22 protein-coding genes are annotated in these 23,758 nt (G+C 71.9%); 12 read left to right on the forward strand and 10 right to left on the reverse strand.

The annotated features are described in order from the left end of the window. Positions 1-117: 117 nt before the first annotated feature. The 5 genes from ACICHK_RS24690 to ACICHK_RS24710 form a co-directional block, all read right to left on the reverse strand. On the reverse strand, positions 118-897 hold the full coding sequence (locus ACICHK_RS24690; RefSeq protein ID WP_151469121.1) for a succinate dehydrogenase iron-sulfur subunit: 780 nt from the start codon (positions 895-897) through the stop codon (positions 118-120). After that, entirely contained in the window at positions 897-2,651 is a 1,755-nt protein-coding gene (gene sdhA / locus ACICHK_RS24695) for a succinate dehydrogenase flavoprotein subunit (RefSeq protein WP_406838596.1), read from the reverse strand. Before sdhA ends, ACICHK_RS24690 begins: the two co-directional genes overlap by 1 nt. A 23-nt stretch (positions 2,652-2,674) precedes the next feature. Continuing rightward, on the reverse strand, positions 2,675-3,166 hold the full coding sequence (locus ACICHK_RS24700; protein WP_151469119.1) for a succinate dehydrogenase hydrophobic membrane anchor subunit: 492 nt from the start codon (positions 3,164-3,166) through the stop codon (positions 2,675-2,677). Between the two features lie 5 nt (positions 3,167-3,171). Further along, a complete protein-coding gene (gene sdhC, locus ACICHK_RS24705) occupies positions 3,172-3,552 on the reverse strand; it encodes a succinate dehydrogenase, cytochrome b556 subunit (RefSeq protein WP_078943667.1) in 381 nt (126 codons plus the stop codon). 148 nt (positions 3,553-3,700) lie between these two features. Then, a complete protein-coding gene (locus ACICHK_RS24710; protein WP_406841311.1) occupies positions 3,701-4,294 on the reverse strand; it encodes a 2-oxo-4-hydroxy-4-carboxy-5-ureidoimidazoline decarboxylase in 594 nt (197 codons plus the stop codon). 256 nt (positions 4,295-4,550) lie between these two features. On the opposite strand from ACICHK_RS24710, the gene ACICHK_RS24715 reads away from it, so the two are divergent. The 8 genes from ACICHK_RS24715 to ACICHK_RS24750 all read left to right on the forward strand — a co-directional run bounded on the left by ACICHK_RS24715 (position 4,551) and on the right by ACICHK_RS24750 (position 11,983). Continuing rightward, positions 4,551-4,763, forward strand: a complete 213-nt coding sequence (locus tag ACICHK_RS24715; protein WP_406838597.1) for a hypothetical protein — start codon at positions 4,551-4,553, stop codon at positions 4,761-4,763. Between the two features lie 106 nt (positions 4,764-4,869). Beyond that, entirely contained in the window at positions 4,870-6,504 is a 1,635-nt protein-coding gene (locus tag ACICHK_RS24720; protein ID WP_406838598.1) for a family 20 glycosylhydrolase, read from the forward strand. A gap of 271 nt (positions 6,505-6,775) precedes the next feature. After that, positions 6,776-7,348 carry a hypothetical protein gene (locus ACICHK_RS24725; protein ID WP_406838599.1) on the forward strand — a complete coding sequence of 191 codons (573 nt, stop codon included), beginning with the start codon at positions 6,776-6,778 and terminating at the stop codon, positions 7,346-7,348. A gap of 203 nt (positions 7,349-7,551) precedes the next feature. After that, positions 7,552-7,932, forward strand: coding sequence for a hypothetical protein (locus tag ACICHK_RS24730; RefSeq protein ID WP_151469114.1), 381 nt, complete (start codon positions 7,552-7,554; stop codon positions 7,930-7,932). Between the two features lie 197 nt (positions 7,933-8,129). Continuing rightward, complete coding sequence (locus ACICHK_RS24735; RefSeq protein ID WP_151469113.1) at positions 8,130-8,747, forward strand: RNA polymerase sigma factor; 618 nt, start codon at positions 8,130-8,132, stop codon at positions 8,745-8,747. A 294-nt stretch (positions 8,748-9,041) separates the two neighbouring features. Next, positions 9,042-9,806 carry a hypothetical protein gene (locus tag ACICHK_RS24740; protein WP_406838600.1) on the forward strand — a complete coding sequence of 255 codons (765 nt, stop codon included), beginning with the start codon at positions 9,042-9,044 and terminating at the stop codon, positions 9,804-9,806. Positions 9,807-10,271: 465 nt separating this feature from the next. After that, on the forward strand, positions 10,272-10,934 hold the full coding sequence (locus tag ACICHK_RS24745) for an RNA polymerase sigma factor (RefSeq protein WP_151469111.1): 663 nt from the start codon (positions 10,272-10,274) through the stop codon (positions 10,932-10,934). Beyond that, complete coding sequence (locus tag ACICHK_RS24750; RefSeq protein WP_406838601.1) at positions 10,934-11,983, forward strand: hypothetical protein; 1,050 nt, start codon at positions 10,934-10,936, stop codon at positions 11,981-11,983. The genes ACICHK_RS24745 and ACICHK_RS24750 overlap by 1 nt, the downstream gene beginning before the upstream one ends. A gap of 220 nt (positions 11,984-12,203) precedes the next feature. On the opposite strand, the gene ACICHK_RS24755 is transcribed toward ACICHK_RS24750, so the two are convergent. Then, a complete protein-coding gene (locus ACICHK_RS24755) occupies positions 12,204-13,073 on the reverse strand; it encodes a L,D-transpeptidase family protein (protein WP_406838602.1) in 870 nt (289 codons plus the stop codon). Positions 13,074-13,359: 286 nt separating this feature from the next. Here ACICHK_RS24755 and ACICHK_RS24760 point away from each other — a divergent pair, with 286 nt between their 5' ends. Both ACICHK_RS24760 and leuE read left to right on the forward strand, forming a co-directional pair. Beyond that, positions 13,360-14,940, forward strand: coding sequence for a methylmalonyl-CoA mutase (locus ACICHK_RS24760; RefSeq protein WP_406838603.1), 1,581 nt, complete (start codon positions 13,360-13,362; stop codon positions 14,938-14,940). A gap of 77 nt (positions 14,941-15,017) precedes the next feature. Then, positions 15,018-15,668, forward strand: coding sequence for a leucine efflux protein LeuE (gene leuE, locus ACICHK_RS24765; RefSeq protein WP_406838604.1), 651 nt, complete (start codon positions 15,018-15,020; stop codon positions 15,666-15,668). Positions 15,669-15,928: 260 nt separating this feature from the next. Here leuE and ACICHK_RS24770 read toward each other — a convergent pair whose 3' ends face one another. Continuing rightward, positions 15,929-17,389: an FAD-dependent oxidoreductase gene (locus ACICHK_RS24770; protein ID WP_406838605.1), complete on the reverse strand. Its 1,461-nt coding sequence runs from the start codon at positions 17,387-17,389 to the stop codon at positions 15,929-15,931. A gap of 68 nt (positions 17,390-17,457) precedes the next feature. Here ACICHK_RS24770 and ACICHK_RS24775 point away from each other — a divergent pair, with 68 nt between their 5' ends. After that, a complete protein-coding gene (locus ACICHK_RS24775) occupies positions 17,458-18,117 on the forward strand; it encodes a TetR/AcrR family transcriptional regulator C-terminal domain-containing protein (protein WP_406838606.1) in 660 nt (219 codons plus the stop codon). 13 nt (positions 18,118-18,130) lie between these two features. Here ACICHK_RS24775 and ACICHK_RS24780 read toward each other — a convergent pair whose 3' ends face one another. The 3 genes from ACICHK_RS24780 to ACICHK_RS24790 form a co-directional block, all read right to left on the reverse strand. Continuing rightward, on the reverse strand, positions 18,131-19,306 hold the full coding sequence (locus ACICHK_RS24780; protein ID WP_406838607.1) for an acyltransferase family protein: 1,176 nt from the start codon (positions 19,304-19,306) through the stop codon (positions 18,131-18,133). A gap of 577 nt (positions 19,307-19,883) precedes the next feature. Continuing rightward, a complete protein-coding gene (locus ACICHK_RS24785) occupies positions 19,884-21,218 on the reverse strand; it encodes an alpha-2,8-polysialyltransferase family protein (protein WP_151469104.1) in 1,335 nt (444 codons plus the stop codon). Next, positions 21,215-22,195 carry a glycosyltransferase family 2 protein gene (locus ACICHK_RS24790; protein ID WP_406838608.1) on the reverse strand — a complete coding sequence of 327 codons (981 nt, stop codon included), beginning with the start codon at positions 22,193-22,195 and terminating at the stop codon, positions 21,215-21,217. The genes ACICHK_RS24785 and ACICHK_RS24790 overlap by 4 nt, the downstream gene beginning before the upstream one ends. Before the next feature lie 198 nt (positions 22,196-22,393). On the opposite strand from ACICHK_RS24790, the gene ACICHK_RS24795 reads away from it, so the two are divergent. Beyond that, positions 22,394-23,749 (forward strand): DUF6716 putative glycosyltransferase, encoded by a 1,356-nt coding sequence (locus tag ACICHK_RS24795; protein WP_406838609.1) that lies wholly within the window; start codon positions 22,394-22,396, stop codon positions 23,747-23,749. Positions 23,750-23,758: the final 9 nt, after the last annotated feature.

The following is a 23,758-nucleotide window of genomic DNA, read 5'->3' on the forward strand; positions in this document are numbered from 1 at the left end:
GGCCGGTGGGCCGCCCCGAGCCGTGATCGATGACGTTTCACCCGTTTGTGGCCCCGCACGCGAACGGGCCCCGCTCCAGGAGAGGAGCGGGGCCCTTCGGGTACGGCGGCAGGACCGTCAGATGCGGCGCGTGATCAGCGCGCGCTTGACTTCCTGGATCGCCTTGGTGACCTCGATACCGCGCGGGCAGGCGTCCGTGCAGTTGAACGTGGTGCGGCAGCGCCACACGCCGTCCTTGTCGTTGAGGATCTCCAGGCGCTGCTCCCCGGCCTCGTCACGCGAGTCGAAGATGAAGCGGTGGGCGTTCACGATGGCGGCCGGACCGAAGTACTGGCCGTCGTTCCAGAACACCGGGCAGGACGACGTGCACGCCGCGCACAGGATGCACTTGGTGGTGTCGTCGAACCGCTCGCGGTCCTCGGCCGACTGCAGACGCTCGCGCGTCGGCTCGTTGGTGTCCTTCGTGATGAGGAAGGGCATCACGTCGCGGTACGCCTGGAAGAACGGGTCCATGTCGACCACGAGGTCCTTCAGCACGGTCAGGCCCTTGATGGCCTCGATCGTGATCGGCTTCGCGGGGTTCAGGTCCTTGATCAGCGTCTTGCAGGCCAGCCGGTTCTTGCCGTTGATCCGCATGGCGTCCGAGCCGCAGATGCCGTGCGCGCAGGAGCGGCGGAACGTGAGCGTGCCGTCCTCGTCCCACTTGATCTTGTGCAGCGCGTCGAGGACGCGCTCCTTGGGGTCGATCTGGATCTGGAAGTCTTCCCAGACCGCGTCGGCCGAGACCTCCGGGTTGAACCGGCGGATGCGGAACGTGGCGGTGATGTAGGGGGAGTCGGCGAAGCCGGGCTCGGGTGCGCCCGCCGCGTCCGCCTTGTCCAGGGTGGGAGTAGCCATCAGTACTTACGCTCCATCGGCTGGTAGCGGGTCTGGACGACCGGCTTGTAGTCGAGACGGATGGACTCGGTGCCGTCCTCGCCGACCTCGCGGTACGCCATGGTGTGGCGCATGAAGTTGACGTCGTCGCGGTTCGGGTAGTCCTCGCGGTAGTGACCGCCGCGGGACTCCTTGCGGGCGAGCGCGGAGACGGCCATGACCTCGGCCAGGTCGAGCAGGTTGCCCAGCTCGATGGCCTCCAGCAGGTCCGTGTTGAACCGCTTGCCCTTGTCCTGGACCGAGACGTTCTTGTAGCGCTCGCGGAGCTCCGCGATCTTCTCCACGGCCGTCTTGATCGTCTGCTCGGTGCGGAACACCATCACGTTGGCGTCCATGCACTCCTGCAGCTCCCGGCGGATCTCGGCGACCCGCTCGGTGCCCGTGGAGCTGCGCAGGCGCTCGACCTGGTTCACGACCTGCTCGGCCGGGTTCTCCGGCAGCTCCACGAAGCCGGCCTTCGCCGAGTACTCCGCGGCCGCGATGCCGGCCCGGCGCCCGAAGACGTTGATGTCCAGGAGCGAGTTCGTGCCGAGACGGTTGGCGCCGTGCACGGAGACACAGGCGACCTCGCCGGCGGCGTACAGGCCCGGGACGACGGTGGTGTTGTCCGAGAGGACCTCACCCTCGACGTTCGTCGGGATGCCGCCCATGGCGTAGTGCGCGGTGGGCTGGATCGGGATCGGGTCCGTGTAGGGCTCGATGCCGAGGTAGGTGCGCGCGAACTCGGTGATGTCGGGCAGCTTGGCGTCCAGCTGCTCCGGCGGGAGGTGGGTGAGGTCGAGGTAGACGTGGTCGCCCTCGGGACCGCAGCCGCGGCCCTCACGGATCTCCGTGTAGATGGAGCGGGACACGACGTCACGGGACGCGAGGTCCTTCATGACCGGCGCGTACTTCTCCATGAAGCGCTCGCCGTCCTTGTTGCGGAGGATGCCGCCCTCACCGCGGGCGCCCTCCGTCAGCAGGATGCCCATGCGCCAGATGCCGGTCGGGTGGAACTGGAAGAACTCCATGTCCTCCAGCGGCAGCCCGCGACGGTAGACGGCCGCCTGGCCGTCACCCGTCAGGGTGTGCGCGTTGGAGGTCACCTTGAAGAACTTGCCGGTGCCGCCGGACGCGTAGATCACGGCCTTCGCCTGGAAGACGTGGATCTCGCCGGTCGCGAGCTCGTAGGCGACGACGCCCGCCGAGTGCTTGATCCCGTCGACCTCGACGATGAGCTGGTCGAGGACGTAGAACTCGTTGAAGAACTCCACGCCCTCCTTGACGCAGTTCTGGTACAGCGTCTGGAGGATCATGTGGCCGGTGCGGTCCGCGGCGTAGCAGGACCGGCGCACCGGGGCCTCGCCGTGGTTGCGGGAGTGACCGCCGAAGCGGCGCTGGTCGATCGTCCCGTCGGGCGTCCGGTTGAACGGCAGGCCCATCTTCTCCAGGTCGAGGACCGAGTCGATGGCCTCCTTCGCCAGGATCTCGGCGGCGTCCTGGTCGACCAGGTAGTCACCGCCCTTGACCGTGTCGAAGGTGTGCCACTCCCAGTTGTCCTCCTCCACGTTGGCGAGCGCGGCGGCCATGCCGCCCTGCGCGGCGCCCGTGTGGGAGCGGGTGGGGTAGAGCTTCGTCAGCACGGCGGTGCGGCTGCGCTTCGTCGCCTCGATGGCGGCGCGCATGCCGGCGCCACCGGCGCCGACGATGACGGTGTCGTACTTGTGGATCTTCATGAGTGGTTGCCTCAGCCCCGTGCCTAGCGGATGTTCGGGTCGAAGGTGAAGATCACCAGCGTGCCCAGCAGGATCGTGAACACCGTGGCGGTGTACAGCAGGCCCTTCAGCCACAGGCGCGTGTTCGTGCGCTCCGCGTAGTCGTTGATGACGGTACGCAGGCCGTTGGAGCCGTGCAGCATGGCCAGCCACAGCATCGCGAGGTCCCAGGCCTGCCACCACGGGCTGGCCCAGCGGCCGGCCACGAAGGCGAAGCCGATCTTGGAGACGCCGCCGTCGAGGACGAGCTGGATCAGCAGGTGGCCGAGGACCAGGACGACCAGGACGATGCCGGACAGGCGCATGAAGAGCCAGCCGTACATCTCGAAGTTGCCGCGGGTCGACTTCGGGGTCTTCTTGGTGCGCTTGCGCGGGGCCTCGATGAACGGGGCCGGGTTGTCGACGCTGTAGGCCGAGTGGTCTCCGGCGCCCTCCACGGGGCCGATGCCGGAAGCGGCGGTGTCAGTAGTGGACATCTGCGTCAGCTCCCGAAGACTTCGCGGAATGCGTGACCGAGGACGGGGTAGAGCGCCCCGAACATCAGCACGACCCAGATACCGACGACGGACCAGAGCATCTGCTTCTGGTAGCGCGGGCCCTTGGACCAGAAGTCGACGGCGATGACACGCAGACCGTTGAGCGCGTGGAAGAGGATGGCGGCCACGAGGCCGTACTCCAGCAGCGCGACGATCGGCGTCTTGTACGTGGCTACGACCTTGTCGTAGTCCTCGGGGGAGACACGGACGAGAGCAGTGTCCAGCACGTGTACGAACAGGAAGAAGAAGATGAGGACGCCGGTGACTCGATGAGCCACCCAGGACCACATTCCTTCCCGGCCGCGGTACAGCGTTCCAGCCGGCACGGAAGAACCCTCCGGGAGCGGGGATTGGGGCCGCGCCGGCTTCTCTGTCGGTCGGGCCCGGCCGGGTACGGTCCACCGGCCCCGGCCATCGTAGCGACGTGTTGTCGGAACGCTTACAGCGGCCCTATCAATGTGATCAAACTGGCAATCAATCAGGCACGTTCGGGCTATTCCGGGCGCCGGGCACGTCGGCGTGGCGCGGCTCGTGGGCGAACCGGCGGACGAGCCGGACCAGCCGGCCGCGGGCCAGTCTGCGCAGCTCGTCGGCGGTGACGACCCGTTCCTCCTCGGGATCGTTCGTCAGGCGTGCCCGGATTCCGATGAGCACCTGGTCGAGGGCCTCCCCGGGGGTGAATTCGTCCAGACAGATGACGAACACATGTCCGAATCTGCTCTCGTACGCCGCGTGCGCGGCGCTCAGCGCGGTGTGGGCGGCGGAGTACGCGTCGTCCGGGAGTGGTGTGAGCGATTCACCGGCCAGGGCTTCGGCCAGGTCGGCGGGGGTCAGGTCGTACGAGGCCTCGTCGGCCGCGGCCAGCAGGGCGCCGAGGTCCGGGTAGGGGCGGTGGTCGGCCAGGCGGCGGACCCAGCGCGGGCTGCGGCAGCAGGTGAGCAGGGCGCGGGTGACCTCCTCGGCGGGTGCGGAGTTGAACCTGTCGAGGCGGGCCGGGGACGGCGCCGCGCTCTTCTGCTCGGGGAGGGCGACCTGGCCGGGGAGGTGTGGGAGACGGTGAGACGTCAGCGTGGGTCCTCGGCGTGGGGGTGGGGATGCGCGGCGTCTCGTGAGTGCGACGTGCGCGCGATACGTGTGTTTCGGCAGGGGGAGAAGTGAAAGCTGTGCCGCTCACGCTATCGAGGTGTGTCGGGACCTGTCCGACGGATGCCCGGATTTCACCCGCACGGGAGAGTTTCGGAGCGTCTGGTGGACGGTCGGGGTGACGGCCGGGGCAGAGTGTGCGGTGGGGCGGGGAGCCGGTGCGGCGGGATGTTCCGGGGAGGTGGACGCCCCCGAGGGGGAGTACACCTGGGTGGAGGACCGGCCCGGCGGAGGCGCGGGCGTGGCGGAACGGCCGAAGCTGTGGTGGGGCGGTCCGGCGGTGGCGCGGGCGCGGCGGAATCCGCGGCGCGGGCGTGGCGGAACACGGAACGCGGAGCGTGGTGGTGAGCGGGCGGGGTGGAGCGGGGCGGGCGAGATGATCAAGGTGTGGTGAGCTTGGCGGTACGGGCGCCGCGGAGCGGCGCGGTGAAGTGAGCGCCGGGGAGCGAGCGCTGTGGAGCGGCGCCGTGACGGCGGCGCGGTGAGACGAGGGTGACGGAGTGAGTGGTGGCAGGCGGCGCGCGCCGCGGCGGCGGCGGGCGAGGCGGAGCGGGCGGGCCGGACTCGTCGCGGGCGGTCTGGCGGTCGCCGGCGCCGTCGCGGTGGCCGTGGCGGTCTGGCCCGACGGGGGCGGGGAGCCGGCCGGGGCGCGGGCGCCGTCCGCCGACCGGTCGGGGGCCGTGTCCGCCGCCAGTCCCTCGCCGACCCGGAACTATCCCCTCTCCAAGGCGCCCCGCACCATCCCCGCCGTGCGCGAGCACACCGCGGCCCGCGGTCCCGGCTGGCGCCCGGCCTCCGGTGCCCGCGTGGTCGTGAAGGACGACGGCCTCGCCGACGAGGGCAAGCTGCTCGCGGGCGAGCTCAAGCTGACCTACGGGGGGCGGGCGGCCGCCGGGCCCGGGGACGTGGAACTGGGTCTCGACAAGAGCAAGGCGGGCCCGGAGTCGTACACCCTCACCGTCGGGAACGGCCGGGTCACCGTCACCGGGCCCGCCGAGGCCGGGGTCTTCTACGGCACGCGCACCCTCAAGCAGGAGGTGCACGGCGGCGGTACGGCCCCGGAGGGCGTCGTGCGCGACCGGCCCGCGAAGCCGGTCCGCGGGTTCATGCTCGACACCGCGCGCAAGCACTTCACGGCGGCCTGGATCGAGGACCGGGTGCGCGAGCTCGGCGACCTGAAGTACAACCAGCTCGGTCTGCACTTCTCCGACGACCAGGGCTTCCGCATCCAGTCCGACACGCACCCCGAGATCGTGTCGCGGCAGCACCTGACGAAGGACGAGGTGCGCCGCATCGTCGCCCTCGCGACGAGCCGGCACATCACCGTCGTGCCCGAGATCGACTCGCCGGGCCACCTCGGCGCGGTCATCGCGGCCCACTCCGACCTCCAGCTGCGCAACGTCTCGGGCGTCCCCGTCCGCGGCGCGGTGGACATCTCGAAGCCCGGCGCGGCGAAGATCGTCGACGACCTGCTGAACGAGTACGCGGGTCTCTTCCCCGGCGCCGACTGGCACCTCGGCGGCGACGAGTACCAGGCTCTGACGGTGGCGAACCCGGCGGCCTCCTTCCCGCAGCTGGCCGCCGCGGCGAAGGACAGGTACGGGGCGGGCGCGGGCGTCACCGACCTCACGACCGGCTGGCTGAACGACCGGGCCGAGGTGGTCAAGGGCCACGGCCGCACGGCACGGGCCTGGAACGACGGCTTCTTCCGCAGCAGCGGCGTCCGGGCCGACGCCGGCCTCCGGGTGGGGTACTGGACCGGCAAGGAGATCGGGGCCCGGCAGCCGGTGGAGTACCTGAGCGCGGGCCGCCAGGTTGTCAACTACAACGACGAGTACCTGTACTACGTCCTCGGCGAACCCCAGACCTTCGTCTACCCGACCGGGCAGCGCATCTACGAGCAGTGGACCCCGCTCGTCCTGCGCGGGACCACCCCGGTCCCCGCGAAGTACGACTCCCGGATCCTCGGCGGGTCCTTCGCCGTCTGGTGCGACCTCTCGAACGCGCAGACCCAGGACCAGGTCGCGGCCGGCATCCGCATGCCGCTGCGCGCCCTGACCCAGAAGCTGTGGGACTCGCGCAAGCCGTCCGAGTCCTGGACCGGGTTCAAGGCGTTGGCGGACCGGCTGGGCTGAGCCGAGCGGGCGGTCCGGGTGCGCCCGGCGCCCGACACGTGCGGGTCCGTCCCGTTCCGCGGTCCTGCCGCACGCGCCCGGGGAGCCTCGGGCCGTTCGTCCGTGTGCCGGATGTCGAGTTCCGGCTTTTGGCCGAAAAGTTATTCCACAGATCTCTGGAACGCGCCGATGCTGTGGCACTGTGACACTCCCGCTTCGTTGCACGCAGTAAGGGGAAGTGCGGGCTCCGTAAGGCAAGGGCGCCCTGTCGAGGCATTTCGAGGGAGTCGTGATGAGTCTGGTGGAACTGGTCGCTCAGGCCGACGAGCGAGGTCTGGCGGCGAGCGGTCTGGCTTGTTTGGATCGGTGCGTGCCGCTCCTCGGCGGGGACGACGACGTCCTGCGGCCGTTGTGGGCGAGCCTGTCCGAGGTGGACCCGTGGGCCGAGTGGGGAGCGCGGCTGGAGGAAGCGCGCGCCAAGCTGGACACGGAGGACGCCGAGCCGGCCGTGACCGACGAGGACCATGCCGCCGAGCTCGCCCGCGGGATGCTCGAAGCCGTCCCCGCGAAGCCCTCCGAGGACGAGCTGCGGGTCTGGTCGGACGCCTGCTCGGTGGCGGCGCTGCAGGCGCACCGGTTCCTCGACCACGCCGACGACGCGGAGGCGTGCGTGACGGCACGCCGTGAGGGGCGCACCGAGGGCATGTCCCCGCTCGTCGCCGCCGAGCTGCGCCGCCAGGAGGTCATCCTGGAGCTGCTCGCCGAGCACGGGAAGGGCGGCCTGCGGCTCGCCCTGGACACCTCGACGGAGGGGCGGCGCGTGCTGCGGGCGGTGGTCTCGCGCAGGGCGCGCGGACGGTCCTAGAACAGACGGTCCCAGAACAAGGGACGGACAGACGAGGGCGGCGAGGGTGCGCCGGAGGCGGTACTGCTCCGGGGCACCCTCCAAACCTCGTTCCCGAGGGTTTCCTGTGAGGATCCCGGGGTGGAGATGGCGGTCCTGGGCCGGTGTCGCGAACCCCTGCCCGGACGCGTGACGAATCCGGCGGCCGCCGCGCTCTACCGGGTGTGAACGCAACTCAAGCAACGCGGCCCTCAGCTGCGACGAAGCCCGTTCGCTGGGCGGCCGACACGGTCGCGACCATGCGCGAGGGCGCCCGGCTGCGCCTCGACTACTCGGCACAGAGCCTGTGGCGCGTCGACCGCGTGATCGACGAGATACGCCGGGACGGCGCCCCCTACGCCGCCGTCGAGAGCGTGCTGCGCGGATTCGGGGCGTACGCCGGTGAGGTCGTCGCCCGTCACTCCGGCGCCGAGTGGTGGGAGTCCGGCGGGGAACACTGGCTGCGTACGCCCGACGGGCGGCTGTGGGACCCGATCGAAGAGGCCCGCCGCTGTTACGCGGGCGACGGCTCCCTGCGCCTGCTGTGCCGCGAGGCCACCCGCTGAGGGCTTCGCGGGGTCCCGCCGGCCGCGCCGGTCCCCGCCCCCCGGCGTCCTCGTCCGCCCCCGTCCCCACCGGGCCGGAGCGCCTGACGCCCTGTGACATTTCCTCGGGGTCCGGCGCTGATGACCATGGGGGTGTCGGTGCGGACGTCCGCGCCGACAGGCACATTCGGGCGAACTCGGTGCGAACGAGGACAGTGTTGGGCCAGGGAGGGGAACCCCGCCGCGCGCGGCCGTACGACGCGGAACTGGGCGTGGCCGTGGCGCGGGCGCAGGAGGGGGACGAGGTCGCCTTCGCGGCCGCGTACCGGATCGTGCAGCCCGGACTGCTGGGCTATCTGCGCGGCATCGTCGGCGACGACGCCGAGGACGTGGCGTCCGACGCCTGGCTGGAGATCGCCCGGGACCTGGGACGGTTCCGGGGGGACGGCGCGGGGTTCCGCGGCTGGACCGCGACCATCGCCCGGCACCGGGCGCTGGACCATCTGCGGCGGCTGCGGGTACGGCCCAGGGGGACCGCCCTCGAACAGGACGCGCTGGACCTGCCCGGCAGGCACAGCACGCAGGACGAGGCGCTGGAGACCCTGTCCACCGAGTACGCCCTGGAACTGGTCGCGGGACTGCCGCGCGACCAGGCCGAGGCCGTGCTCCTGCGGGTGGTCGTCGGCCTCGACGGGCCGGCCGCGGCACGCGTGCTCGGCAAACGCCCCGGAGCGGTGCGCACCTCCGCCCACCGGGGGCTGAAGCGGCTCGCGCGCCAGCTCGGCGTCGCGGGTGTGACGGATGAGGAGTCCCGGACGCTGGGGGATTCGGGGTGAGCAGTACGTCCGGAACGGCCGGCATCCCGCCGTCGTCCGGAACGGCATCGTCGTACGGCGGAAGGAAGTCGACCGGTGTACGGATGGTGCTCGGCGGACGGCCGTCGCCCTGAGGACGGCTGCCGTACGGCGGTGGACCGCCGTGCGCGGCCGGGGCGTCCCGTGGCGGAGTGCCGTTCCACGGCGGCGGGCCGGCGCGTGGGGCGAGGCCGTTGTACGGAGTGGAGCGCGGAGCGGAGTCCTGGTACGGCGCTGAGTTGCAGGGCGGAGCGGCAGACGGAGATGGAGCCGGACGTGGAACCGCACAGGGAACCGGAGGCGCGACCGGGCACGGGCGAACGGCGCGCCGGCGACGGCGCGCCCCCCGGCCCCGGCGTCGCCCCTCCGGCGGAGCCCGGAGGCGGACGGCCTCCCCTGGAGGAGCTCCTCGCCGCGGCGATGCGCGGCCGGGCGGACGACACCGCGGCACGGACACGGGCCGTGGCCGCCTTCCGGGCCGCGCGGGACGGCGGCGCGCACACCGCGCGCACCCGGCGGCGGGACGACTGGCGCCCGAAGGAGCGGAGGAGGCCGAGCCGTTCGCTGCGGGCCGCGCTCGCCGTGCTGCTGGCCGGTCTGACGCTGGGCGGCGTCGCCGTCGCGGCCATCGGGCCGGTCTCGCGCGACGACACCGGGCACCGGGACCGGGTCGCGGTCCGCCCCTCCGACGGGGTCCCGGACCGGTCCCCCGGATCCCCGCCGCCGACCGGTCCCGGTTCCCCGGCCCCGGCCGCCCCCGCGGTCCGTCCGCCGCGGGACCGGGACACCGAGGCCCACTGCCGTGCGTACGCGTCGGTGCGGGACCGGGGCGGTGCCCTGGACTCGCGGGCCTGGCGGCGGCTCGTCACGGCCGCGGGCGGCGAGGACGAGGTCGAGGCGTTCTGCGCTCGGCGACTGGCCGCGTCCACCGCCACGAAGGACGCGAAGGACGCCAAGGGCACCAAGGGCGCGGAGCGGTCGGGGAACGCGAAGGACGCGAAGGACGCGGAGAAGGCGGCGAAGTCCGGGAACGGACGGTAGGCGGCCCCGGCGGCCGGGCCGGGGTTTCGAGGGCCCGGCGGGCACCCCCGCCGATGGCAACGGCCGGGGCCGCCACCCCCCACAGGAGAGGCCCCGACCGTCGCGCGGCACGGGCCGCGCGGCGACCCGTACTCTCTACAGCGCCGGGACTGCGTTTTGTGTCACACCTCGCACGGTCACCATGTAGTTGCGTGTTGTACGAACATGGACGGGGAGCTGTTTCAGGCCGTAACGTGCCTTTCGCGCCGGTGCGGACAGAGGACGACCGCGACCACGAGGAACCGGGGACCACGGCTGCGCGGATCCCGGGACCGCGACCACGTGGGCACGAGACCGGAACCGCGCGGTGCCGAAGACCACGACCACGCGGACCTGAGACCACAAGCGTCCACCGAGGAACGCACGACAACGAGAACCCGGTCCGCGAGACGCGGTGCCGGCCGAGGCGCAAAGAGGGGCGCGGGGGTGCTGGGGGACGACGCGGAGCTGACCGCCGCGGTACTTGCCGCACAGGACGGGGACGAGACCGCGTTCCGGACTGTGTACCGAGCGGTGCACCCACGCCTGCTCGGATACGTACGGACACTGGTGGGCGAGCCGGACGCGGAGGACGTCACGTCCGAGGCCTGGCTCCAGATCGCCCGTGACCTGGAACGCTTCAGCGGGGACGCGGACCGTTTCCGCGGCTGGGCGGCGAGGATCGCCCGCAACCGGGCGCTGGACCACATACGGATGCGCGGCCGCCGTCCCGCGATAGGCGGCGACGAGACCGAGCTGACCGGCAAGGCCGCCGAGTCCGACACCGCGACCGAGGCGATGGAGGCGCTGTCCACCGGCAGCACCCTCTCGCTCATCGCGCAGCTCCCGCAGGACCAGGCGGAGGCCGTCGTCCTGCGCGTCGTGGTCGGTCTCGACGCCAAGACGGCCGCCGAGACCCTCGGCAAGCGCCCCGGAGCCGTCCGCACGGCGGCGCACCGGGGTCTGAAACGGCTCGCGGAACTGCTCGGCACCGATCCGGAATCCGTCGGCGCGCTCGACGCCGTCCCCCCGCAACGAGGTTCGCGCGTCCGCGCGGTGACGTCCGCCGGTGTGACGCATACGCGTTCGCGGGCGCAGAAGGACATGTGATGGCCGACGAGCAGTACAGGTGGCTGGACCGGGACGCCGCGGAGCGTCTGCTGAACGGGGAGCCGCTGGAAGCCGTCGACCCCGGCACGCGTGACCAGGTGGACCGCCTCGCCGAGGCCCTCGGCGCACTGGCCGCCGTACCCGATCCGAGCAGCGACGAACTCCCGGGCGAGGCAGCCGCGTTGGCGGCTTTCCGCAAGGCGCGCGCGGACGGGGACGGGGCTGTCGAGCAGCTCGGCCACCGCGGTCGCGCGCGATCCGGCGCGCATGCCGCGGACGCCGGTCTCGTACGGATCGGACGCCCCGCCGCGCACGGACGCCGGACGCGCTGGGGGCGGCCCACCCGGTTCGGGATCGCCGCGGTGCTGGCCGTCGGGATGGTGGGCGGGGTCGCCGTCGCGGCCGGAACCGGAGTGCTGCCGACGCCGTTCACCCGTGAACACCCGGGCCCCGCCGCCTCGGCCACGGCGGTACGGACCCCGGAGCGTCCGCTCGTCTCGACCTCGCCCTCACCCTCGCCCGGGATCTCCGGCGGCAACGGCCCCGTGGTGCCGGAGACCGACGGTCCGTCGGGCGAGCCGTCCAAGGAGACCTCCCCGTCCGCGGGACCCGACTACGCGAGCGGCCTGCCGACTCCCGGCTCCGCCGGGAACGCCGACCGCACCCGCGAGTGGTGGGCCCGTACGCGTTCGTACTGCCGCGACGTCCTCGACGGCAGGGACCTCGACGCGGACCGCAGGCGCCTCCTGGAGCACGTGGCGGGCGGCGGTGCCCGGGTGCGGCTGTACTGCTCGGGCGTCCTCGGCCGCGGACCGGGCGGGGACACCGGCGACGGAGCGGGCGCCGGTGGCGAACAGGGGACGGGGCAGGACTCAGGCTGGGGCGACCAGGGGGACTCGGGCGACGGTGACGGCCACCACATAGGACCGGGCGGCAACGACCCCCGGAGCGACGGTGACGGCACCCCGTCCGCGCTGCGCCGGGTGCTGACCCCGCTCCTGCCGGTTACGCCGACGTGGTCCTCGCCGTCGGGCTCAGAACCCTTCTGACCTGCACTTTCGTGTTTCGTTGAAATTTTTATCGGCTGGGTGTGACGTTTTCGGCGGCCGCGGCGCAGTACGTGGTGAGCCGACTGGTCATCGGCCGTAGCACGGAGCCGGGGTTCCCCCCGTACCCACGGCTTCGTGCAACCGGCGCGGGTGGGACACGTTCCCCCGGTCCCGCCCGCGCCCCACACTCCTTCGCCTCACCCGTCCGGGAGAGGCCCCGTCACCAGGAGACGACGACCTTGTCGCCCGTGCGGACCTGCGCGAACAGCGCCGAGACCTTGCCCTCGTCCCGGACGTTGACGCAGCCGTGCGAGGCGCCGTAGTAGCCGCGGGCCGCGAAGTCCGAGGAATAGTGCACCGCTTGGCCGCCGCTGAAGAACATCGCGTACGGCATGGATGTGTGATAGATCGTCGACACATGGTGGCGTGACTTGAAGTAGACGCTGAACACCCCTTCGCGGGTGGGCGTGTACTGCGAGCCGAACCGGACGTCCATCTTCGAGACCGTCCTGCCGTCGACCATCCAGCGCAGGGTGCGGCTCGTCTTGCTGATGCACAGCACACGGCCCGTCAGGCAGCGCGGGTCGGGCTTCGCGGCCGGCTGCCCGCCGTAGGGGTACAGCTCCCAGGCGGCCGGTTCGTGCGTCATGCGGCGCAGCCGCTGCCAGGTGACGGTGTCCAGATCGCCGGTGCGTGGCAGTCCCCGCTTGCCCTGGAACCCCTTCACGGCCGCGACCGTCCGGGCGTCGTACGTCCCCGTCGGCGGAGTGATCAGCCAGGCGACCTGGTGCAGCCGGGCCTGCGCCCTGCGGATGTCGTCGCCCCGGTCGCCCCTGGACCAGAGGACCTCGGCGGGCTCGGCCGCGGGCTCGCCGCCGTCCTTCCCCGCACCCGCGGAGCGGGACGGGCCGCCCCCGTCCTTCGAGGGGGAGGCGGCCTTGCCGTCGTCCTTCCCCCGCGCGCCGGCCGAACCCTCGACGCTCACCGGCGGCTTCCTCCCCCGTGCGTCCACGGCGTTCGCCGTGCAGCCGCTCACCACGGCGAGCGCCGCGAGCGCGGCCAGCGACCTCTTCAAGCCAGTCGTACGCATCCGGACCCCTGTCTCACCCGTCCTGTCGTGCCCATCAGGTCCCCCGTCCCGCCGTCATGTCACCTGAGATGCTCCCCGCGGGTGACCGGTTGCGAACGGGGCGGCACGGTGGAAGAGAACCATGGAACGAGCCCCCGCCCGGCGACAAGGGGCGGGAAACGGACCCGCGGACGAGTATGTGAGCAAGGTCCCGGCGCGGGTCCCTCCACCGGGTGCGCCCCGGCCGCTACAGTCCGTCGCCGGGGGCGCATTCCTGTCATCGGGCCGCTTCACGGGAGGCACAGCAATGACGCGCGAATCCGAGTCCGGACTGCCCGTCGAGCCGGTCTACGGCCCCGAGGCCCTGGAGGGCTGGGACCCGGCCGAGAAGCTCGGTGCGCCGGGCGCGTACCCCTTCACCCGTGGCGTGTACCCGTCGATGTACACGGGCCGTCCCTGGACCATGCGGCAGTACGCGGGGTTCGGCACGGCCGTGGAGTCCAACGCCCGCTACCGGCAGCTCATCGCCCACGGCACGACCGGCCTGTCCGTCGCCTTCGACCTGCCCACCCAGATGGGCCACGACTCCGACGCCCCGCTCGCGCACGGCGAGGTCGGCAAGGTCGGCGTGGCCGTCGACTCGGTCGACGACATGCGCGTCCTGTTCGGCGGGATCCCGCTGGACAAGGTCTCCACCTCGATGACGATCAACGCGCCGGCGGCCCTGCTGCTGCTCATGTACCAGCTGGTCGGCGAGGAACAGGGCGTCCCCGCCGAGCAGTTGACGGGCACGATCCAGAACGACGTCCTCAAGGAGTACATCGCCCGCGGGACGTACATCTTCCCGCCCAAGCCGTCCCTGCGGCTGATCGCGGACATCTTCAGGTACTGCGGGGCCGAGATCCCGAAGTGGAACACGATCTCGATCTCGGGCTACCACATGGCCGAGGCGGGCGCCTCGCCCGCGCAGGAGATCGCGTTCACGCTCGCCGACGGCATCGAGTACGTCCGCACCGCCGTCGCCGCCGGCATGGACGTCGACGACTTCGCCCCCCGCCTCTCCTTCTTCTTCGTCGCCCGTACGACGATCCTGGAGGAGGTCGCCAAGTTCCGTGCGGCCAGGCGCATCTGGGCCCGGGTGATGCGGGACGAGTTCGGCGCGAGGAACCCCAAGTCGCTGATGCTGCGCTTCCACACACAGACGGCGGGCGTCCAGCTCACCGCGCAGCAGCCGGAGGTGAACCTCGTCCGGGTCGCGGTCCAGGGCCTCGCCGCGGTCCTCGGCGGCACCCAGTCGCTGCACACCAACTCCTTCGACGAGGCCATCGCGCTGCCCACCGACAAATCCGCGCGACTGGCGCTGCGCACCCAGCAGGTCCTCGCCCACGAGACGGACGTGACGGCGACGGTCGACCCCTTCGCCGGCAGCTACGCCGTCGAGAGGATGACCGACGACGTCGAGGCGGCGGCCGTCGACCTCATGACCCGGGTCGAGGACCTCGGCGGCGCCGTCGAGGCCATCGAGCAGGGCTTCCAGAAGGGCGAGATCGAGCGCTCCGCCTACCGGATCGCCCAGGAGACCGACTCGGGCGAGCGCGTGGTGGTCGGCGTCAACCGCTTCCAGCTCGACGCGGAGGAGCCGTACGAGCCGCTGCGCGTCGACCCGGCCATCGAGGCCCAGCAGGCCGAACGCCTCGCCCGGCTCCGCGCCGAGCGCGACCAGGAGGCCGTCGACACCGCCCTCGCCGCCCTGAGGAAGGCCGCCGAGGGCACGGACAACGTCCTGTACCCGATGAAGGAGGCCCTGCGCGCCCGCGCCACGGTCGGCGAGGTCTGCAACGCCCTGCGCGAGATCTGGGGCACGTACGTGCCGTCGGACGCCTTCTGAACCGGGTGATTCCCTGCGCGGACTGAACGGCGGGACAGCCGGTCGTGATGTCGGGCCCCCGTGCGACACTCCCTTCCATGCTTGGTGTCATCGATCTCCCCACCTATCTCGCGGGCCTCGTCCTGATCGTCCTGCTGCCGGGACCGAACTCGCTGTACGTGCTGTCCGTCGCCGCCCGCCGGGGTGTGCGGACCGGATATACCGCCGCCGCGGGCGTGTGGTGCGGGGACACCGTGCTGATGACCCTGTCGGCCGCCGGTGTGGCCTCGCTGCTCCAGGCGAACGCCGTGCTGTTCGGCATCGTGAAGTACGCCGGTGCGGGCTATCTGACCTGGCTGGCCATCGGGATGCTGCGGGCCGCGCGCGCGATGTGGCGGGCCCGCCGGGATCCGGTCGCCGAGAGCGCGGAGACCGAGCCGGTGGCCGGTGAACGGCCGTTCCGGCGGGCGCTGGTGATCAGCCTGTTCAACCCGAAGGCGATTCTGTTCTTCGTCGCCTTCTTCGTCCAATTCGTCGATCCCGGCTATGCCTACCCGGCCCTCTCCTTCGTCGTGCTCGGCGCCTTCGCCCAGCTCGCGAGCGTGCTCTACCTGACCGCGCTGATCTTCAGCGGTACGCGCCTCGCGACGGCCTTCCGGCAGCGCAAGCGCCTCTCCGCCGGTGCCACGACCGCCGCGGGCGCCCTCTTCCTCGGCTTCGCGGTCAAGCTCACGCTCGCCAGCGCGTAGGGCCTGTCGTTTGGATCAGGCGGCATGGAGGCGCGGTGCCTTGTCGACTGGGCCGAGCGGGGCAGGGTGCGTGCAGCTGCAAGGCGGAGGAGGGCGACGACGCGGTGGGGGCACCTCCCGGCCGAAGGCTGGGGGACGTCGGCAACCGACGACAACGCCGCTGGGGGTCCCCCCTGCTCGAAGAGCTCGGGGGAGTGCGTGCCCTGCCCCGCGTACCGCCGCATGATCCAAACGACAGGCCCTAGTCGTCCGACGTACGGTCAGCCGGTGCTCAGGCCCACCGCGGCCGCGTACTCCCGCAGGTCCCGAGCGTCGGTGCCCGCCCAGCCCACGTACCCGTCGGGGCGGACGAGGAAGACCCCGGTCCCGTACCACTCGTACGACCCGATCCGCGCGGTGCGGACGCCGGGCAGCACCGGAGGTTCCGTGTCCGTGCCGACCGTGAGCAGCGTCCAGTGCGCTCCCCGGAACAGGTCGAAGAGGCGTACGCCGTCCACGGTCCCGTCGGGGGCGCGGTCGCCCGCGCGCAGCGCCTTCTCCGGCAGGTCCGTACGGGTCTCCAGCGCGAGGGAGGAGCCGCGGTAGCCGAGGCCGAGCTGACGGGTCTCCCCGCCGCGGCGGGCCTCACCGCGGTGGATCCGGGTGGACAGGCCGAGCACGTCGGCGGCGACCGGCAGGCGTTCCTCCTCGTAGGTGTCGAGGAGGGACGCGGGGGCCTCGCCGCCGAGGACCGCGGCGAGCTTCCAGCCCAGGTTGTAGGCGTCCTGGACGCTGGTGTTGAGGCCCTGGCCGCCGGCCGGCGAGTGGATGTGCGCCGCGTCCCCGGCGAGGAAGACCCGCCCGGCGCGGAAGCGGTCCGCGAGCGCCGCGCGCGGCCGGAAGTCCGAGACCCAGCGCACCTCGGTCACCGCGTCGGCGGCCAGGTGCGACCGGGCGGCGAACACCTTGCGCACGCCGTCGGGGGAGGTGTCGACCGGCGTCCCGTCCGGGAACTGCGCCACGAGCTGGAAGTCCTCGGTGCCGGCCAGCGGGCAGATCGCCATGAAGCCGCCGCCGGTGTCCTCGCGCGGCGGGAAGACGTGCCAGTTGTCGCGGTCCAGCCCGGTGATCCGCACGTCCGCGACGAGGACCGGGTCCGGGTCGACCGTCTCGCCGGTCATGGCGATCCCGAGCGCGTGCCGCACCGCGGAACGGCCGCCGTCGGCGGCGACGACGTACCGGGCGCGGACCGGCGGGCCGGAGGCGAACTCCACGGTCACCGCGTCCTCGTCCTGGGCGACCGCGACCACCTCGCGGCCGAAGGAGACCCGGCCCCCGAGCCCGGTCAGCCGGGCGTGCAGGATCTCCTGCGTACGCCACTGCGGCACCATCCACGGCGCGTTGTACGGCGAGTCCTCGGTCGGTTCGGCCGGGTCGAACATCTGGTGTTCGCCGACCCGCCGGCCGTCCTGCCAGATCATCCCGACCGGATAGTCGCCGCCCGCCGCGCGGATGTCGTCGAGGACGCCGAGGTCGTCGAGGACCTCCATGGTGCGCGGCTGGAGCCCCTTGCCGCGCGATCCCGGCGCCAGCCCCTCGCCCCGCTCGACGACGAGCGCGTCCACGCCCCGCCGCGCGAGGTCGACACCGAGGGCGAGCCCGGTCGGACCCGCGCCGACGACGAGGACGTCCACGTCCACGTTCGTGCCCTGCTTCGACGTCATGCTCGATGTCATGCTCATGGCGCTCTCCTTAACGTTGTTAAGTTCGATGGGGCGAGCATGCCCTTAACGGCGTTAAACTGTCAAGCGTGGTTACCCAGAGACCCCAGCGGTCCCCCAGGCTGGACAAGAAGCAGGTCGTCGAAACGGCCCTGCGGCTGCTCAACGAGGCGGGCCTCGACGGCCTGACCCTGCGGGCCATCGCCAAGGAGCTGAACGTCCAGGCGCCGGCGCTCTACTGGCACTTCAAGAACAAGCAGGAACTGCTCGACGAGATGGCCACGGAGATGTACCGCCGGATGGTCGACGCCCCCGGGGCGGCGGCGGGCGCCGACTGGCGGGAGCGGCTCCTCGCCGCCAACCGCGGACTGCGCGCCGCCCTGCTGAGCTACCGCGACGGCGCCAAGGTCTTCAGCGGTTCACGCTTCACGGGCACCCTGCACGCCGTCGAGATGGAGCGGACCCTGACGCTCTTCACCGAGGCGGGATTCACGCTCGCGCAGGCGGTCCGCGCGACCTCCACCGCGTACGCGTACACGATCGGCTTCGTCACCGAGGAGCAGGGCGTCCAGCCGCTGCCGGGCGAGCGCCGCGAGGGGTACGACATGGAGGAACGCGCCCGCCGCATGGCCGACTTCCCCCTGTCGGCCGCGGCGGGCGCGGAGATCTTCGAGGACTACGAACGGCACTTCGAGGAAGGGCTCGGCCTGATCGTCGCGGGCGTCGAGGCGCGCTACGGCATCGGCTGAGCGCGGGGCCCGGCTAGGACCCGCGCTGGGGGCGCGGCTTCGACAGGGCCGTGCGGAGCCTCGGGGTGAGCCGGTTCTCGACGAAGCGGTTGAGCAGCCAGGCGAGCAGCAGCATCGTGGCGACCGTGGCGAGGAAGGTGCCGTACGACGGGATGTGCAGGGTCCGGTGGTAGGCCTTGATGACGACCCAGCCCAGGTGTTCGTGGACGAGGTAGAAGGGGTACGTCAGCGCGCCCGCGACCGTCAGCCAGCGCCAGTTCGCCCAGCGTAGCCAGCCCAGCGCGATCGCGGCGACGGCGGCGTAGCCGAAGGTGACGACGAGGACGATGGCGAGGGACGAACGGTCGGAGAAGAACTGCGGGTTCGGGGCGTGCCACAGGCGCTGCACCGCGTAGTGCTGGCCGATCAGCCAGCTCACGCCGACGATGCCCCAGGCGTAGGCGTCGCGGCGGTCGCGGTGGACGAGGTACAGGCCGACGCCGCCGATGAAGTAGGGCGCGTACTCCGGCATCAGGACCATGTCGAGCAGGGGCTCGTTCACGCCCTGCGCGATGGCCGCGGCCAGGGTCCAGCCCGCGCAGAACATGATCACGCGCTGCCGGTTCGCCCCCGGCAGCACGATGCACAGCGCGAAGAGGGCGTAGAAGCGGACCTCGGCCCACAGGGTCCAGCACACGCCCAGCACCCGGTCGACGCCCAGCGGCTGCTGAAGCATCGTGAGGTTGACCAGGGTGTCGCTCGGGGAGACCGTCCTGTACGCGACGAAGGGCAGCGCGAACACGGCCGTCACGAGGAGGATCGCGGCCCAGTAGGCGGGCAGCAGCCGTGAGGCGCGGGAGGCGAAGAAGGAGCGCAGCGGCCGGCCCCAGCCGCTCATGCAGATGACGAAGCCGCTGATCACGAAGAAGACCTGCACGCCCAGGCAGCCGTAGGCGAACAGATGGTGCAGGGTGGGGAACTGATGCTTCGGCGAACTGCCCCAGGCCTGGACGACCTCGCCGTCCCGGCCGCCGTAGTGGTACCCCGCCACCATCAGGGCCGCGACGAGCCGCAGTCCGTCGAGGGCGCGCAGCCGGTTCTCCCGGCGCACCGCGGGTCGGGGGGCGGGGGGCGTCTCGGCGTGCGGCAGGACGGTACGGACCACGATGCCGGGCGACGTCCCGCGGGCCTCCTCGGGCGTGTCGATCACAAGGTTCCCCTCGATGGGACTCAGCTGGCCCACAGCACGTTAGTCCGATAGTCGGGGATACCTACGGCCTGGCGGGGCCGGTTCCCCGTCTCGCCCACGGGAGTTCATCTGTGGGTTGCCGTCGCGTTGAAGACTCTCCCGGCGGTGGGTGGTCCGGCTCCGGTCCGGTGGGTGGGTCGGGGCCGTGCCGGTGCATCAGCCCGTCGCCGTCGGACAGAGATGTGAACGTTAGTGGCGACGGGCATCGATGTACCGGCACGTCCCCTCGCGCCGAATCCCGGGTGGCGGGTGCGTGGTGGCTTGTGGGAGATCCAGCCCTGGCCCAACGTTTCAGCCCCGGCCGGGGAAATTCAGCCCCTCCGGCGTTTGAGGAGCGGGGTCCGGGGCGGAGCCCCGGGTACGGGTCGGGCAGGGGCGGAGGGGGCGAAGAAAGCTGGGGCCGGTACCCCGCGCCGGGGTGGTGGGGGCGCCGGTTGAGGGGAGCAGGGGCTTCGCCAAGAGGGGCGCAGACAAGGGAGCGGGGCCCGGTCGTGCCGACCGGGCCCCGCTCCCTGGTGTCCCGCGCGGTGAGCGCCCCTCAGCGGCCCACCGCCCGCTTCAGGGAGCGCGCCCTGCGGGCGACCCGGCGCACGGTCGCGTTGCGCGGGATGAAGGCCAGCTGGGCCGGGACCGCCCCGGGCAGGGCCAGCGAGGTCAGGCGCTTGCGCTTGAAGTAGCGCCAGGTGTCCTGGTTCAGCCGGTCCGTCAGATAGCTCTCGGCCGCCGGGCGCAGGTCCGGGTAGATCTTCGGCTGCATCGCGAAGCCGACGGCTCTCAGGAGCCGCGTCAGCTCCGCCACGTCCGTGCCGGGGCGCTGTCCGGTGACCGCCGCGCCGTCCGTCAGCTCGGGCAGCAGCGCGTCGACGATGGTCACCGGGACGCGGTTGCTGTTCTCGTACGGGGTGAGCCGGTCCAGCAGCGGGCCGGTGCCGACGCGGGCGACCGGCAGACCGTACAGCGCGGACGCCGTGAGCAGCGCGGTGGAGAAGCAGCCGACGACCAGCGCGGGACGCATCCGCTGGTAGAGCACCTCGGCGAGGACCGGAGTGTCGAGGACGGTGAGGTCCGCGCCGAGCTTCTCGGCCTCCCGCTCCAGCATCCGCGACCAGCGCGCCGGGGCCGAGGGGTGCGGCTTGAACACCACCCGGGTGTGGCCGAGCGCGAGGGCCCCCTTCAGCATCCGTACGTGGAGTTCCTCCTCCTCCTGGGCGGTGAGGATCTCCAGCGCCGAGAGGTACTGGCCGAGCAGCAGCGCCGGCTCGTCGACCGACGGCAGTTCGTCCCCGGTGTCGACGAGTTCCGCGAGCACCTTCACGAACGCGTCCGTGGGCACGATCCGCGGCTCGACGCCGAACTCGGTGAGCAGCAGCGGCTTCAGGCCCGGGACCAGGTCCAGATGGAGCAGCCGGGTCACCCGGGTGCCGACCAGGGGGTCGATCTTGTTGCGGGTGGGGCCGTAGCTCATCAGGCCGTCGGCGTACACCGTGACGGGCGCGCCCATGAAGATCTGGCAGACGCCGAGCGCCGGGTTGACCTGGATCGACTCCACGGCCAGCTCGACGTCGTCGTCGCCGAGGTTCCAGGCGAGCCGCAGGTGCCGCTCCCACAGGGGGACGTCGTCCGGCCGCGGGGCCCAGCCGCCCGGGTGGAAGGGGGAGATGGTCCCGTTCCACGAGATGACGTCGTCGAAGCGGCCGCGCAGCCGCTCGAAGCCGGGCATCTCGTCCGGGCCGGGCGTCGTCTCGGGCGTCGCCGCGTTGTTGGAGACGAGCAGGATGCGCCGGTCGGCGGGTCCGAAGCCGTCGGTGTCCAGGGCCGCGGCGAGCGTGGCCACGCCGTACAGCGTGGACGCCATGAAGATCTGGGTGGTCACGCGGCCACCCCCGCCGCGGGCGCGGGCCGTCGGCGCAGCCGGCGCAGCCGGGTGGCGCGCTGGACGTCCATCGAGTCGAGGGCCTCGTCGAGCACGTCCTGGGGCATACGGCGCAGTGCGACGGCACTCATGGACTTCAGTTTCCGTGCCACCGCCGGCTCGAACCTTTCGATGGATCCCAGGTGATGGGAAATGATCGCGCAATAGGTGCGCACGGCTTTGGGCAGGAGTTTCTCCGCGTCCCGGTCCTCGGCCGTTTCGGCCACGACCTGGTCGAACGCGCGAATGAAATCGAGTTGGCGTACGTCCCCGATCTGGGTGAGGGAGGAGGCGACGCCGCGCCGGTAGAACACCCCGAGCAGCCCCACCGTGGCGAAGGATTCGGCCTCCCGGTGCAGTTTCCAGATCCACGGCCGGTCCTCGGCCGTGCGCAGCCCGTCGGTGAAGTGGAGCAGCCCCCGGTCGACCAGCCGGCGGTGGTAGACGCCCGCCCAGGCGTAGGCGTAGTCGACGGAGGTGGACCGGTCGGCGGGGAGGATGGCGTCGCGGGGGTCCATGACGACCCCGCGGCGGCCGTGCGGGACGCGGTGGACGCTGCGGGCCCGCGCGGTGCACTGGACATGGTCCGTACGGACGAAGTCGCAGCCCAGGCCCTCGATGGAGGAGACGAGTTGTTCGTAGTACCCGGGGGCGAGCCAGTCGTCCCCGTCGAGGAACGTGAGGTACTCGCCACGCGCTCTGTCGATCCCGGTGTTGCGGGCGGTGGCCAGTCCTCCGTTCTTCTCGTGTCTGACATACACCGCACCCGGGAGCTCGCGCTCCGCGCGCGCGAGGATGTCCGGTGTCTCGTCGCGCGAGCAGTCGTCGACGAGAATGAATTCGAAGTCCTGCCGTGCGTTCGCACGCAGGCTCTTCAGGGTGTCGGGTGCATATTGCTGCACGTTGTAGAACGGCACGATGACGGAGAGCTTGACCACGCCTGTGACGTTAGGGGGCAGCCCGGCATTCGTCTTTACCGTTGGTGGGATGCAAGGTGAACGACGCGTGGCGGTACCGTGAACCGCGTCGTTTTCTCAGCCGATTCCGAGCCGATCCCCCATTCGTCGATGTGCTGTTAACCGTTTGTTGTATTCGGGTTGGGCCGCTTCTCGAAATGGCTTCCTAGCGTCTAGGGCGTGCCAGCAAGTACCACGAAGTCGCTGCGGGTGGCCGTCCTCGCGGATTCCGACACCAGGTGGAAATGGGGCTCGCTCACTGCGAAGCGCATTTCCCCGGCCGAATCGGACATCCGCCTCGACGGATTCCTCCTGCGCGGCCGTGCCACCCCGACCGCCCGCCAGCTCGAAGAGGTCGGCGTCCGCGCGGACTCCCTCCGCGAGGTCACCGCCGTCGAGTTCCTGCGCGAGATGGGCGAGGAGGACCGCGTCTACGACGTGGTCCTCCTCGCCCTGGTCGGCGGTGCCGTCCAGGCGGTCCTGCACGGCCTGTCCCGCGCCTGGGACGGACGGGCGAAGCGGCCCCTGGTCGTCACCGGCTACGTCGGCGTCGTCTACGAGAAGCTCGCCGACGGACTGCTCCTGCGGCACGGCGCGGACCTCGTCCTCGCCAACTCCCGCCAGGACGCGGACCGTTTCCGGGACGTGTACGAGGGGGTGGGCGCGGACGCCGGTTCGGTGACCGAGGTCGCGCTGCCCTTCCTCGGCGGGGCCGCGTACACCGGGCACGACCCGGCCGCGGAGCAGGAGCGCCGGCCCTACACGGTGGTCTTCGCCGCCCAGCCCTCCGTACCGGAGAACCGCAGGGACCGTACGTACCTGCTGGACCGGCTCATCGGCCACGCGCGGCTGCACCCGGACCGCGAGGTCCTGCTCAAGCTGCGCTCCAAGCCGGGCGAACACACCACGCACATCGAGGAGCTGCCGTACCAGAAGCTGGTGCAGAAGGCGGACCCGCCGGCCAACTTCCGCCTGGTGTACGGGCATATGGGCGAGGTCCTCGACCGCACCGACCTGCTCGTCACCATCAGCTCCACCGCCGCCCTGGAATCCCTGCACCGGCGCATCCCCACCGTCGTCCTGACCGACCTCGGGGTGCGCGAGGCGCTCGGCAACCACCACTTCGTGGGCTCCGGCTGCCTCGCCTCCTGGGACCAGCTCGACGCGGGACACCGGCCGGTGCCCGACCCCCGGTGGGTGGCCCGGCAGGGCGTCGCGGCTGGGGGTACCCCCTCTGGGGGAGGGTCGTACGAGACGGCCTTCGACGCGGCACGGCAGCGCATCACCGAACTCCTCGCCGCCGACCGGCTGCCGCCCCTCGCCCCCTACTACACCCCCGTCACCGCGCCCGGCTATCTGCCCGGCATCCTCGCCCGCCACCACCTCGGCCCGGACGGCAGCCCGCTGCCCGGCGCCCCGGCGGCGGACCGGGAACCCAGCCCCGTACGGCAGTTCGTGCGCAAGGCGGCCCGTGGCGCCTACCGCCACGGCGTCCAGCGCGTGGCACCGGTGATCCGGCGGATGGGCGACCTGTGAGCGCCCCGA

The sequence above is a fragment of the Streptomyces sp. AHU1 genome (assembly GCF_045343905.1).
Taxonomy (GTDB): Bacteria; Actinomycetota; Actinomycetes; order Streptomycetales; family Streptomycetaceae; genus Streptomyces; species Streptomyces triticiradicis.

Excerpts from the sequence above, each read along its gene's own strand:
- ACICHK_RS24755 (WP_406838602.1), bottom strand. The coding sequence starts at position 13,073 with ATGCGTACGACTGGCTTGAAGAGGTCGCTGGCCGCGCTCGCGGCGCTC.
- ACICHK_RS24770 (WP_406838605.1), bottom strand. The coding sequence starts at position 17,389 with ATGAGCATGACATCGAGCATGACGTCGAAGCAGGGCACGAACGTGGAC.
- ACICHK_RS24690 (WP_151469121.1), bottom strand. The coding sequence starts at position 897 with ATGGCTACTCCCACCCTGGACAAGGCGGACGCGGCGGGCGCACCCGAG.
- ACICHK_RS24725 (WP_406838599.1), top strand. The coding sequence starts at position 6,776 with ATGAGTCTGGTGGAACTGGTCGCTCAGGCCGACGAGCGAGGTCTGGCG.
- leuE (WP_406838604.1), top strand. The coding sequence starts at position 15,018 with ATGCTTGGTGTCATCGATCTCCCCACCTATCTCGCGGGCCTCGTCCTG.
- ACICHK_RS24700 (WP_151469119.1), bottom strand. The coding sequence starts at position 3,166 with ATGTCCACTACTGACACCGCCGCTTCCGGCATCGGCCCCGTGGAGGGC.
- sdhA (WP_406838596.1), bottom strand. The coding sequence starts at position 2,651 with ATGAAGATCCACAAGTACGACACCGTCATCGTCGGCGCCGGTGGCGCC.
- ACICHK_RS24760 (WP_406838603.1), top strand. The coding sequence starts at position 13,360 with ATGACGCGCGAATCCGAGTCCGGACTGCCCGTCGAGCCGGTCTACGGC.
- ACICHK_RS24750 (WP_406838601.1), top strand. The coding sequence starts at position 10,934 with ATGGCCGACGAGCAGTACAGGTGGCTGGACCGGGACGCCGCGGAGCGT.